This window comes from Brachyspira sp. (assembly GCF_050873525.1).
GTDB lineage: Bacteria > Spirochaetota > Brachyspiria > Brachyspirales > Brachyspiraceae > Brachyspira.
Genome location: NZ_JBNMIZ010000060.1, coordinates 1 through 12,887, shown reverse-complemented (window position 1 = coordinate 12,887; position 12,887 = coordinate 1). Strand labels below are relative to the sequence as shown.

General features: G+C 30.6%; 12 protein-coding genes. 6 read left to right on the top strand and 6 right to left on the bottom strand.

Features of this window, described 5'->3' with window-relative positions; all coding sequences use genetic code 11:
* Window positions 1–151: 151 nt before the first annotated feature.
* Both ACR0QS_RS05770 and ACR0QS_RS05765 read left to right on the top strand, forming a co-directional pair.
* A complete protein-coding gene (locus ACR0QS_RS05770; RefSeq protein ID WP_432632490.1) occupies window positions 152–1,396 on the top strand; it encodes a DNA-methyltransferase in 1,245 nt (414 codons plus the stop codon).
* Window positions 1,386–2,255 (top strand): CfrBI family restriction endonuclease, encoded by an 870-nt coding sequence (locus ACR0QS_RS05765; RefSeq protein WP_432632489.1) that lies wholly within the window; start codon window positions 1,386–1,388, stop codon window positions 2,253–2,255. The genes ACR0QS_RS05770 and ACR0QS_RS05765 overlap by 11 nt, the downstream gene beginning before the upstream one ends.
* 15 nt (window positions 2,256–2,270) lie before the next feature.
* Here ACR0QS_RS05765 and ACR0QS_RS05760 read toward each other — a convergent pair whose 3' ends face one another.
* Window positions 2,271–3,497, bottom strand: a complete 1,227-nt coding sequence (locus tag ACR0QS_RS05760; protein WP_432632488.1) for an adenine methyltransferase — start codon at window positions 3,495–3,497, stop codon at window positions 2,271–2,273.
* Window positions 3,494–4,174 (bottom strand): MvaI/BcnI family restriction endonuclease, encoded by a 681-nt coding sequence (locus ACR0QS_RS05755; RefSeq protein WP_432632487.1) that lies wholly within the window; start codon window positions 4,172–4,174, stop codon window positions 3,494–3,496. The genes ACR0QS_RS05760 and ACR0QS_RS05755 overlap by 4 nt, the downstream gene beginning before the upstream one ends.
* A gap of 157 nt (window positions 4,175–4,331) precedes the next feature.
* Here ACR0QS_RS05755 and ACR0QS_RS05750 point away from each other — a divergent pair, with 157 nt between their 5' ends.
* The 3 genes from ACR0QS_RS05750 to pyrF are packed head-to-tail and all read left to right on the top strand — an operon-like array spanning window position 4,332 to window position 7,393.
* A complete protein-coding gene (locus tag ACR0QS_RS05750; RefSeq protein ID WP_432632486.1) occupies window positions 4,332–5,099 on the top strand; it encodes a dihydroorotate dehydrogenase electron transfer subunit in 768 nt (255 codons plus the stop codon).
* A gap of 9 nt (window positions 5,100–5,108) precedes the next feature.
* Window positions 5,109–6,020, top strand: coding sequence for a dihydroorotate dehydrogenase (locus ACR0QS_RS05745; protein WP_432632485.1), 912 nt, complete (start codon window positions 5,109–5,111; stop codon window positions 6,018–6,020).
* 29 nt (window positions 6,021–6,049) lie between these two features.
* Window positions 6,050–7,393, top strand: a complete 1,344-nt coding sequence (gene pyrF / locus ACR0QS_RS05740) for an orotidine-5'-phosphate decarboxylase (RefSeq protein ID WP_432632484.1) — start codon at window positions 6,050–6,052, stop codon at window positions 7,391–7,393.
* Here pyrF and ACR0QS_RS05735 read toward each other — a convergent pair.
* Window positions 7,390–8,175: a cell division protein FtsQ/DivIB gene (locus ACR0QS_RS05735; RefSeq protein ID WP_432632483.1), complete on the bottom strand. Its 786-nt coding sequence runs from the start codon at window positions 8,173–8,175 to the stop codon at window positions 7,390–7,392. The genes pyrF and ACR0QS_RS05735 overlap by 4 nt on opposite strands.
* 41 nt (window positions 8,176–8,216) lie before the next feature.
* Window positions 8,217–10,169 (bottom strand): methionine--tRNA ligase, encoded by a 1,953-nt coding sequence (metG, locus tag ACR0QS_RS05730; RefSeq protein ID WP_432632482.1) that lies wholly within the window; start codon window positions 10,167–10,169, stop codon window positions 8,217–8,219.
* Window positions 10,170–10,350: 181 nt separating this feature from the next.
* Here metG and ACR0QS_RS05725 point away from each other — a divergent pair, with 181 nt between their 5' ends.
* On the top strand, window positions 10,351–11,004 hold the full coding sequence (locus tag ACR0QS_RS05725; protein WP_432632481.1) for a DNA-formamidopyrimidine glycosylase family protein: 654 nt from the start codon (window positions 10,351–10,353) through the stop codon (window positions 11,002–11,004).
* Window positions 11,005–11,475: 471 nt separating this feature from the next.
* On the opposite strand, the gene ACR0QS_RS05720 is transcribed toward ACR0QS_RS05725, so the two are convergent.
* Both ACR0QS_RS05720 and ACR0QS_RS05715 read right to left on the bottom strand, forming a co-directional pair.
* The gene (locus ACR0QS_RS05720; RefSeq protein WP_432632480.1) at window positions 11,476–12,456 is read right to left on the bottom strand and encodes a hypothetical protein; all 981 of its coding nucleotides are present in this window, start codon (window positions 12,454–12,456) and stop codon (window positions 11,476–11,478) included.
* Window positions 12,457–12,475: 19 nt separating this feature from the next.
* A partial coding sequence (locus tag ACR0QS_RS05715; protein WP_432632479.1) for a hypothetical protein occupies window positions 12,476–12,887 on the bottom strand: 412 nt, incomplete at its 5' end.

Sequence of the window (12,887 nt, the reverse complement as noted above, 5' to 3'; positions counted from 1 at the left end):
TTTACAAAAGACATATTACATTTTCCTTTTATGTTTATGCATTAAGTATAATATATAATTAAATATTTGTCAAGCGTTTTTATAATTAAAAATATAATTTATTTGTATTTTCTATAATTCTAATATATTATCGTTATGAGGATTTTTTGAAATGTTAAATACTTTTTTTAATGAAATTTCTACCGATTCTATTATTGAACCCGCTCGCTCCAAAAATAATATTGCAATTCATAAAAGAAAGTCCAAAAAGAATTTGCCCGATTCTAAAATTACAATAGAATATATTAAAAAATTAGGATTGGAAAGAAAAGAAAGCAATCTTAATTATTTAATAAAACTTTTTTACGAAGATTTTGATATAGAGATTAAAAGAGAAATTGTTTCTTCGATTGGCAGACAAAAACAAAATGATAAAATTTATGATTTTTTAAGTAAAGAAGCTTTCAATAATCATTATATGGAAGTCGTCTATCAAATGTTTAGAACTGCATTATATAAATCGAAAAATGACGATAGATTTATATTTTTAAGAGATAAAATGCTCGAATATTATAAAAACGAAGTTATGCAAAAAATGTTCGAATATTATGAATTCAAACAAGAAAGAAAAACTATAAAGCCTGAACCGAAACAAATTATAAAACCGTCTTTATTAATTGGAGACAATCGCATAACGCTTGGTAAAATTAAAGATAAACAAATTCAGCTTATTTTTACTTCTCCGCCTTACTATAATGCGAGAATTTACAGCGATTATAAAAGCTACCAAGATTATTTAAATTCTATGTTTGAAACGCTAAAACAATGCCATAGAATTTTGGAAGACGGAAGATTTATAATTATCAATGTTTCGCCCGTGATTACCAAAAGAGCGGGAAGAGAATTTGAATCGATTCGCTATCCGATACATTTTGATTTTCACAAAATTTTGCAAGAAGCAGGATTTTATTTTATTGATGAAATTATTTGGATAAAATCCGAGTATTCCGTCCCAAATAGAATTGCGGGATATTTGCAAACTAAAAAGCCTTTGAGTTATAAGCCAAATTGCATCACGGAGAGCATTATGGTTTATCGTAAAAACTCGCCTTTTTTACTTGATAAAAATATTAAAGCATATAATAAAAATCTTAAAAATGACGAACAAATAGATTCTACAAATTGCTGGCATATATCTCCGAAGTCCGATAAAAATCACCCCGCGGTTTTTCCAGAAGAACTCTGCCAAAAAGTTTTAAAATACTATTCTTTTGAAAACGATATTGTATGCGACCCTTTCGCGGGAAGCGGGACATTTGGAAAGGTTGCAATAAAAATGAATAGAATGCCATTGCTTTGCGAACAAAATAAAGAATATTGCGAAAAATTAAAAAAGAGCGGTTTTTATGAGATTTAATGAAATAGTAATTAAACAAACCGTTGATAAACTTATTAGCGGAAAAGATTATAGAGAAGAAGTTATTAACGCTATCAATGTGGAATTTTTAGATTTTGCTTTGGAATTTTTTAAGAAAATCTTGCAGGCAAAAATGAACGATACGAATATAAACTTAAATTGGTATAAAAAGAATTTTATTAACAATAACGAAATCAAGCCCGATGAAGCGGCGATTTTTGCGGGAATGAATAAAAAGACGGTTAGCAATATTTATGGAAGCGCGACAAAAGAGATTATGATAAATGTCGCAAATAGCAATATTGATTATTTGGAAACCATTTTAAAATCGCTTGGAGATTCAAGCGAAAATATAGGAATTAGCATAAAAATTTCTTATAAGAATATTAGCGTTGAATTAAATTTGAGCGAAAGTCTGCTTGTTATAAACGCGCTTGCCACAAAGAAAATCGCTTTAAGAGGCGGTGCTTGGAGCAGCATAGGAAAAATAGTAGAAAAACCTTTAATGTTAGAATTATGTGCTTTAAGCGGAGTTCCAAAAGAATATATAAACGCGGATATTTTTAAGAAAGACGGCGAATTGGATTTTGATAGAGAAGTTGATTTTAAACTTTTTAATAAAGATAAAAGCAAAATTTATAGAGTGGAAGTAAAGCTAATGGGCAAAGGAAATCCCGAATCTGCAGACGCGGTAATCGCAAGAGACACGAATATTTTTATTGCCGACACTTTAAGTTTGCAAAATAAAAATCAATTAAAATCTTTGAATATAGAATTTTTAGAATTAAAGAATAATCAAAATTCTATCGCAGATTTTAAGAAAATATTGCAAAAGCTGGAGATACCGTATAATTTATAAATTTTAGTTTATTATTTATTTTTCACAAACTATTATATATTCATATAGAATGGTATTTTTCGTTTCGCCTTTTTTATTAGTCGGAGAATTTTTGCTCGGCATTGATTTACTATTTATAGCTCTTTTATAAGTTAATAAATGTTTTAATCCGTTTTCTTCAAATTTCTCCGCTACAAATTGGTCTGTAGGCAATTCTATATTTTTTACTCTTCTATTTCCAACTATATATATAACCTTACCTCCTTTTTTAAGGCTATACGAAACATTTTTAATCGATTCCTCTAAATCATTATAGAAAGAAGATACTTCCAACGCTCTTTTATTATCAATAGAATTTATTTTGGATATATAATTAGAAATTAATCCTTTATTGATTAACATTTTTGATTTAATACCGCCCATTGATAAACTATCAATTTTTCTAGCGTAATCAATATCCATCCATTCGTTTGATAAAGTAGAAAATTGACCGTAAGCTACCGTTGTTTTACTATCTCCGTAAGGAGGACTCGTTAATACAATATCATAAAAATCTTTTTTGGCGGATAACTTCGAGCATTCTATTTTGATATTTATATTTCCAATCAATTTAGGTAAATAAAAATTTTTATATACAAATATTAATTTATATAGTTTGTCTAAATAAACATTAAAAACATTAGGGTCAAATTTAAAAATTTCATTTTCTTTCATTCTATATAGTTTAAATTCATTTTTTCTCGTATAAGAACAGTCTCTAACCGTTTCTGAAAAAGGAATTAGAAAAAAGTTCTTTAATTTTTTATCTTTAATTTCGTTAATAAAATATTTTAAAACTTGTAATTTATATATTGTTTTATCCGAAAACCAAAAATCTATATTTGTAACGCTTGGCTTTTCAAAAATAGTCGCGTCATTTTTTATAACAAAATTTAAAATTTTTTCCTCAAATATTTTTCTTGCCGATACTAACGAATTAATTGGAATTTTAGTAAATTTTACATTGGATATTAAAGCGGCTAAAGGATTAATATCGTAACCGTATATAAAATTTATACCGCATTCTAAACCGCTGGAAAACGATGAACCCGAACCGCAATAAGGGTCGAGCATTTTTCCTTTCGATATATTCAATTCTTTTAATATTTTAATTCCTAATTGCGGAAGCATAGTGGCGGGATATTTATGTATATTGGGATACAATGAAGAATAAGATTCATTTTTAAAATCATAGGATTCGTTTCTTATTACATTATATTTCATAATTCTTTTATATCCTTAAATAAATACGGCAATTTACTTTCAAAAGTTCTAAATCCAGTGCCATGATTTCGCGCTCTTGTTCCGTTATCATGTAATCGTAAATCTATAAATATATTTTCTTCTTTGAACTGATTAAAAAGTATATCGGATGAAGTTCCTTTCATTAATTGCGCTCTCGCATAATTAAAGTATTCCATCCCGTCTCTTTCTTCCGAAAATGCGGATACAAAAATTAAAGATGGAATTTTTTCTAAAAATCTATTGACTAAATTATCTAAATTCCAAGTCGCAATAATTTCGCCGTCAATATGTCTTACGGAAATTTCTTTATCCTTTATATATAAAAATAATCCCGCGCTATTCGGTTTTAATGAAATCGTATAATAAAGTCCCAAACGTCTGTTAGAATCAACGCTTCCATATTTTTTTATTGCTTCTAAAGGATTTAATATCCAAGATTTTCTATTAAAAGTAAAAAGAGTTATCATACTGTTAGAATTAATTCTATGAGCTTTTAACTCTGCTCCTTCAATATCGGGCTTTGCTTTATTGTTTTCGTTTATTCCTAAAAGATATTCCAATGTATATCCGACTCCAGTCGGACCGTTTCTCATTGTTTTTATATATCCTTTATTTTTAATTTCATAGAATATTTTTTTAAATTCCGTTATGTTCATTTTATTACTTTACTGTATATAATTTTATAAATATTAAAACATAATTAAAAATATTTGTCAATCATATAAAACTTATTATACTTTAAATTAAATTTTATATATGTTATACTTAAATAAATCTGTAAAAAATTTATTTAAAAATACACAAAGGTTTTTCATGTTTTTGGAAGAATGCGAAATAATAGAAAATATAAAAATCTCCGAAGATAAATATTTATTAAAAGTAAAATCCGAAAAATCTTACAAATATACGAAAGCGGGACAATTCTTCATGCTCGAATGCAAAAAATATTTGAGAAGACCAATAAGCGTTCATAATGCAGATAAAAATATTTTGGAATTCTATTATCAAGTCAAAGGCGATGGAACAAAAAATTTATCTGAAATATCGGAAATTGTAAATATACATGGACCTCTCGGAAACGGATTTGAAACCCATATAAAAAATAAAAATTTACTTTTGGTTGCGGGCGGAATGGGAATAGCGCCGTTCAAATTTTTAATAAATAAATTAAAAGAAAAAAATAATATAACTTTAATTTTTGGCGGAGCTAGCGAAAGCGCTATAAAAATAATTGAATATTTCGATACAAAAAATATCAAACTTTATATAACTACAGATGACGGTTCAATCGGAGATAAATGCAATTCGGTTGATAAAACGAAAGAATTATTGAAAGAAAATAATTTCTATTTGATTTATACCTGCGGTCCAGAAATTATGATGAAAGGAATAATAAAATTGGCTTTGGAAAATAATATAAAATGTTTCGCTTCAATGGAGCAAAGAATGGCTTGCGGAGTTAATGCCTGTTTGGGATGCAATATAGAAATATTTGATAATTTAGATAAAGAAAAAAAAATTAAGAACGCTAAAGTTTGTCATGACGGTCCCGTATTTGATGCAAAATATTTAGTAATATAAAGTAGAATTATGTCAAAATTAAGAATCAATTTTTTAGGGAAAGAATTAAAAAATCCCGTTATAACTTCTTCGGGCTGTTTCGGTTTTGGAGAAGAATATAATAATTATTTCGATGTAGATAAACTCGGCGTGGTAAATTTAAAAGGAATCACATTAAAAAAGAGAGACGGAAATAAAGGAATAAGAATCGCCGAAACTCCTTCGGGAATGATTAATTCGATAGGTTTGGAAAATCCCGGTGTAGAATATTTTAGAGATAATATAATCGAAAATCTAAAATATTTTACTCCAATAATTCTAAACATAAACGGAGAAAGCGAAGAAGAATATATTGCCGTTGCGGAAATTGCAAACGAAATTGAAAGAATCGATTTTATAGAATTAAATATATCCTGCCCGAATGTTAAAAACGGAGGAATGGCTTTTGGTATAAATTGCAAAACAGCGGAAAATCTTACCAAATCCGTAAAAAAAATTTTAACTAAAAAACCTTTAATAGTAAAACTCTCTCCGAATGTTACCGATATAACCGAAATAGCAAAATCGGTTGAAGGCGCTGGAGCGGATTCCGTTTCTTTGGTTAATACTTTTTTAGCGATGAAAATCGACACAAAAACTAAAAAGCCTTTACTTGGAAATATTTTTGGAGGATTATCTGGCGGATGCATAATGCCGATAGCCGTTCGGATGGTTTATCAAGTTTTTAAAGCGATAAAAATTCCAATAATCGGAATGGGCGGAATAGAAAATTTTAATGACGCTTTGGAATTTATAATGGCGGGCGCTTCTTTAGTTTCAATCGGTTCTGGAATTTTTTCAAATCCGATTCTTCCGATTGAAGTTATAAATGGAATTGAAAATTATCTTAAAGAAAATAATATAGAAAATATAAAAGATTTGATAGGAATCGCGCATAAATAATTTAAGATTTTAAAAAAGGAGATTTAAATATGTTAAACCCTAAAGAAAGATTAATAATCGCTTTGGATTTTAATTCTATGGGCGAAGCTGTAAAACTTATAGACGAATTGGGAGATAACGCGATATTTTATAAAGTAGGACTCGAACTCTTTTTATACACGAAAGGAGAGATAATAGAATATTTGGCGAGCAAAAATAAAAAAGTATTTTTAGATTTGAAATTTCATGATATACCGAATACAACCGCTATGGCTTCTTTATTTGCGGCAAAACAAAATATATTTATGTTTAATGTTCATACAAGCGGCGGAAAAAAAATGATGGAAAAAACCGTAGAGGAAATAAAAAAACTAAATAAAAATAATTTGATAATCGGAGTGACGATATTAACGAGTCTGTCCGAAACCGATATAAAAAATATGTTTAATTCAAATTTGGCGCTTAAAGACCTAGCGGTAAATTGGGCAAAATTAGGAAAAGAAGCGGGATTGAACGGAGTTGTATGTTCTCCAAGAGAAGCGAATATTATAAAAAAAGAATGCGGAGAATCTTTTATAACCGTATGCCCTGGAGTTCGTCCGAAATGGGCGGATAATGATGACCAAGAAAGAATAATGACGCCGAAAGAAGCGATGGAAAACGGATGCGATTATATTGTGATTGGAAGACCTATAACTAAAAATAAAGACAGAGTTAAAGCCTGCAAAATGATTATTGAAGAAATAGCCGAAGGAATCGAAAATAATAAAAATTTAAAATCAGAATTGATAGCGGAAGCCTTGCTTGAAACTAACGCCGTGCAATTAAATATTCAAAATCCTTTTACTTTTGTATCGGGCATAAAGAGTCCGATTTATTGCGACAACAGATATATAATCGGTTTTCCAAAATATAGAAAAATTATAATTGACGCTTTTGTCGATATATTGAAAAATAAAGAATTCGATATAATCGGAGGAACGGCAACCGCGGGAATTCCTTGGGCTTCTTTTATCGCTTACGAATTAAATAAACCTTTATGCTATATAAGAGGCGAAAAAAAAGAACATGGAAAAGGCAAACAAATCGAAGGAGCGGAATGCAGCAGAAAAAAATTAATTTTAATAGAAGATTTAATTTCAACGGGAACAAGTTCGATTAAAGCTTTTGAAGCGGCTAAAGAAGAAGGAGCGATTGGACTTGAAATAATCTCAATATTCTCTTATGAATTTGAAAAGGCAAATAAAAATTTTGAAGAGGCAAAAATAAAATTCTCTTCGCTTTCTAATTTTTCGACTTTAATGAAAATCGCCAAAGATAAAAAATTTATAAGCGAGGAAGATTTTAAAATCGCAATCGAATGGAATAAAAATCCCGAACAATGGAAAAATTAATTAACGGTTATAGCTTCGTCAAATCTGAAATCTATTCTGTAAGTCGCGCTCGCCTGCTCTCGAACGGTTTTTAGAATTGCTGCAAGTTCCACAAATTTTGAAGCCTTAACATATTTTTCTAAAATAACCTGAACGGGATAGCCTCTCGGATAAAGTATCAAATCGTTCCCGAAAGCGTTTATTTCGGATATTAAATTATATATATCTTTATTATTTTTTTTCACTTCGTAAATTACCGAAACCAAATATTGAGGATAATCGTCTTCAATTTTTGTATTAGTCGGATTGATAGTCAAGCCCGTAATATAAGGGACATCGTAATTATAGATAATGTCGTTTTTTATAATATAGCCTTCGTCCGTAATTTCGTAAATTCCCGTTTCGGATTCGAGCAAAAATAAAGTTTCTTTTTCTTTCAAATTTATTATAAGCAAATCGGGAAAAGAAAGTTTTATATTTTCCACTTCCAACCTTATATTTTTTTCTATTTCATTTTTTATTTCTCTTTTAGGAATATTAAAAAAACTTCGATTATTATATTTTGAAAGTCCCGCTTCTTCAATTATATCGATTGGATTTAAAAAATTTAATCCTCGCAATTCCACTCTCAAAACTTTAGCTTTATTTATTACGATTATTAAAACGCATAAAAAAATTAAACCCAAAAAAGATATAAACATTTTTTTTAAAATATCCTTCTGTTTTTTGGACATTTGATTTTTTCTTAATTTTTTTCTGAGTTTACTTTCGTTAAACTGATTTTTGAATTTATTATTTTTCATTTTTATTTTTTTATTATAATTTATTTTTAATTTATAATTTATTATTTTACTTCGCATCCCGCGTCAAAATCTTTTTCCGCTTTCATAATCGATAAAGTTTCTCCGTTGTCGGCAAGAAGAAGCATTCCATGAGACATTATTCCTCTAAATTTTTTAGGTTTCAAATTAGCCAAATAGAGAACGGTTTTTCCAATCAAATCTTCCGCTTTATAATATTCGGCAATCGAAGAAACGACTACTCTTTGCTCGCCTTCGCCTATATCGACTACAAATTTTATAAGTTTGTCCGCGTTTTCAACTTTTTCGGCGAAAATTATTTTTGCGGTTAATAATTCCAATTTTTCAAATTCTTCTTTTTCTATATTCGGTTTATGTTTATCGTCTTTAGGAGGATTAACTTCTTTTTTATTTTCTTTAGGTTTTATTCCTATTTCTTCTTCAATGTCGTATCTTTTAAATAAAGCCTCTCCTCTTTCTATTTTTATTCCAGCATTTAAAGAACCCCATTTTTTAGCGTCTTCCAATGGAACGCTATCGGAAAGTCCGAGTCTGTTAAAAACTTTTTTCGGAGTTTCTACAAAAAATATTTGCAAATAAGCCGTTATGATATAATAGCTTTGAAAAGATATATACATTACATTTGCCAAATAATCTTTTTTAGCTTCGTCTTTCGCCAAATTCCATGGAGCGCTCTCTTCGACATATTTATTAGTCATTCTTATCACTTCCCAAATATGCGATAAAGCCTCGTTAAATTTAAAATCGTCAAGCGCAGATTCGACATTCGCGTCCAAAGTTAAAACCGCTTTTTTTAATTCCCGCTCTCGCTCCCCGTAAACGCTTTCAACTTCTTCGGGCAGAATTCCGTTAAAATATTTTCCAAGCATTGTGGTTATTCTATGCCATAAATTTCCGTAATCGTTAGCCAAATCGCTATTTATTCTTTTTAGCAATAATTCCTGCGAATAATATCCGTCTATTCCAAAATTAATTTCACGCATCAAAAAATATCTTAAAGCGTCAACTCCATATTTATCAATCAAGCTGTTCGGTTCTACTACATTTCCTCTGCTTTTACTCATTTTTTTTCCATCGTCAAATAATATCCAGCCATGTCCGAAAACTTTTTTTGGCAAAGGAACATCGAGCATTTTAAGCATTATGGGCCAGATTATAGAATGGAATCTGACAATTTCTTTTCCTACAAAATGAACATCGCATGCCCAGTATTTTTTAAATAAATCATCGTCTTCTTCGGGATAGCCCAAAGCCGTTATATAATTACTTAAAGCGTCTATCCAAACATATATGCTATGTTCTTTATCTATCGGGCATTCGATTCCCCATTTCAATCCCTTTCGAGTAACCGCCAAATCTTCCAAACCCGGCAAAAGAAAATTATTAAGCATTTCGTTCATTCTTTCTTTCGGTCCCAAAAATTCGGGATGCTCTTTATAATAATTGATAAGCCAGTCTCCGTAATCGGATAATTTCAAATAATAGCATTCTTCTTCTTTATATTCCAATTCTTTTTCGCAATCGGGACAATAACATTTTCCATCTTCTTTTTTTATAACTTGGCTGTCGGTAAAAAACGCTTCATCGCTTACGCAATATAAACCTTTATACTTGCCTTTATATATAAAATTTTTATCGTATAATATTTTAAATATTTTTTGCACTCTTCTAACATGATAATCGTCAGTCGTTCTTATATAATGAGTATAATCTATATGAAGTCTTTTCCATAATTCTTTTGTCGCTTTTACAATATTATCGACATAGGCTTTAGGAGTCATTTTTACGGATTCTGCTTTTCTTGAAATTTTTTCACCATGCTCGTCCGTTCCCGTCAAGAAATAAACATCGTATCCCGTTATTCTTTTATATCTCGCCATAGTGTCGGCTGCGATTGTGCAATAGCAATGTCCTATATGCAAATAGTCCGAAGGATAATATATAGGCGTGGTAATATAAAATTTTTTTTCTGTCATCCGAATTCCTCCCAAACTTTTATTTTATAATTATTATATCGAATTAATTATAATAAAATTCATAGTTTTTGTAAAGATATTTTTAATTATAACTCAAAGAAATATTTTTTATTTGATTTTTTTTATTTTAAATGATATAATAAAAAGTAAACATAATATTAAAAACAGGATAATAGACAGAATGAAAGAACTACCATACTTAATTAATTTAATCAGTTCCATAAAGGACGAAATTTGCTATTCTTATATCAATAAAATAGTTTCATACGATAAAGATTATTCGGAAATGGAAAATATTAAAGGACAGAAAATTATAGACATTTTAAGATACGGCGGATATATTCATTTTCAATTTTCGCAAGACGCTATGTTAATCGATTTGGGAGCGGAAGGTTCTTTCGTTCTAACCGAAGATAATTCTTATCAAAACGGAATAATAAAATTGGAAACCGATAAAGGAAATTTATTTGTCGTTGACGATGGAACAAACAAAGACGATTTTACGAAAGTTATTCCTATTTGGAAAGATTTTACGAAAATGCCTCCCGTTGGATACGACCCTTTAACGAAACAATTTAATTATAATTTATTCTGCCAGCTGCTTTCGGAAAATAAAACGACCGTAGAAAAATTAATTACAAATCCTCTTATAATAAGCGGAATCGGAGAAACTTACGGAGATTTGATTTTAAAAAGAGCTTCGATAAATAAAAAAACTAAAACCTCCGAAGTAAACAAAGCAAAAGCAAGAGAAATATTTGACGCGATAAAGCAGGTTTTAAGAGAAGCTTCTGGAAATTCCGAAGAGGAAGAAGGTGACGGTTTGGAAGATTAAAATTCTTTATCACAGAAACGAAAGCCACATTGTTATCAGAAAAAGCACTATTCCAAAAGTGGATTACTTCGGCTATAAATAGCCTCGTTCCCTAGGCTAAAGCCCACAGAGTGCGGGACGCCTCGCCAACGGCGGACAGTAGTCTCGGCGAATGACGGTTAATAGTATTGTCATTGCAAGCCTCGATAGAGGCGTGGCAATCCAAATAGAATAGATTACTTGGCTCTGCCCGACTTTGTCGCTGGGCGTTGCCCTCGTAATGACAGTCTAATTTAATTTTGTCATTGCGAGCCGATGCCGTGACTTTGTCCGCCTTCGGCGAGGCACACAGCGTGAGGCGTGGCAATCCAAAATAATAGAATTTCTTTTTTGTGGATTACTTCGGCTATAAATAGCCTCGTAATGACAATTAAATAAAAAAGAGCAGGCTTTAAAAAACCTACTCTTTTTATAACAAAATAAAATATTCTTTTATTTTATTCCTTCGTTCCAATCTCCTACTACATTGTTTCCAGCTTTTTTAGTCATAGCTATAGAGCTACCATAACTTGGTTTATAAGTAGCGCTATCGCCGTTTATAGTTATAGTAACTCCGATTTTCTTTATTTTAATCGTGTTTCCTACTCTTATAGCTTCTGGATAATCTGCAGTTCCGTCTATTACTACAGCTCCGCCTGAATTAAACGCAATAGAGTTTTTATTGTCGGCAGAAACATATATAGTATTTGCCAAATCTTCAACAAAGTCTCTCGTTCTTGTGAATCTTTCGCCAGTTACTTCTATATGCGAACCGTTAACATTATATTCTCTATAAACGCCTTGGTCGAATTTGAAAATAAGTTTTCTCAAAATAGTTTCGTTATTTTGAGTTTCCAATATAGTCAATTCGTTTCCTGTTATTCCTACTCTTTTATTGGCTACCGTTACATTTGTATCGTAGAAATAGATATATCCTGAGCCGTCTATAGCTATAAAGTTTTCTATACTTCTATTTACATCTTTATAAGTTCCTGCATATTGAGCTAATGCTGGGTCATGTCCGCCTACAGGTTTAGCTTTTAATTCTTCGGATACATCGCTGCTTGATTTTTCAAGAACATAAGAAGTATAGCTAGTATAACCTTTGCCGTCAAACTTCAATACTTCTACAGTGCCTTCGTTAGCGTTTCGTATTTGTAATTTGCCTTCCGCTCGAGATGTCTTTTCAACAGCCACTTCTGCACCATGTATATTTCTAACTTTTCCATTTCTGAGTTTATAATCTGCATATCCAGCAGCTTCATAATATACGCCAGCATGGTCGTTTACGAAAGCGGCTATAGTTGCATCTGGATTATTAATCAAATCGTCATCGTTGCTTTGGCTCGCGTCAGGTCCTAAATCGCTTGAGCAACTTACCGCAAATACGAATACCAAACTTAATAATGTTATTAATATTTTCTTTATAGTCATCTTTATATCCTCCTCTCAATTATTTAATTTCCGTGCCGTCTTTGGCATAGCAAGTAATACTTCCGTCTTCGCCAAATACTACTTTCTCGCCATTCCAATACGCGCCTCTAACCGTTAATACATTGCCTTTGAATACGCAGTTGCCAGTAATATAATCCCAGTTACCGTATTTTCCATGCATGTATTTAACTCTGCCCGTATTTTCTATAGTTACTCTAACGGATTTATTCGCGCTTGTATAATAGCCTACATATTTTTCTGGGAAATCGTTCTTCGCATAATATGTAGCCAAATCGTCAAAGTCGTTTTCATAAATGTAATAGCCGTAGCCGTCAAATGTGAAAACTTTTACTACGCTTCCGTCTTCTTCTTCAACTTGCAATTTCTTAAGATTCTTATCAACTGCAATATTGAGGAATGAAGTAACTTCT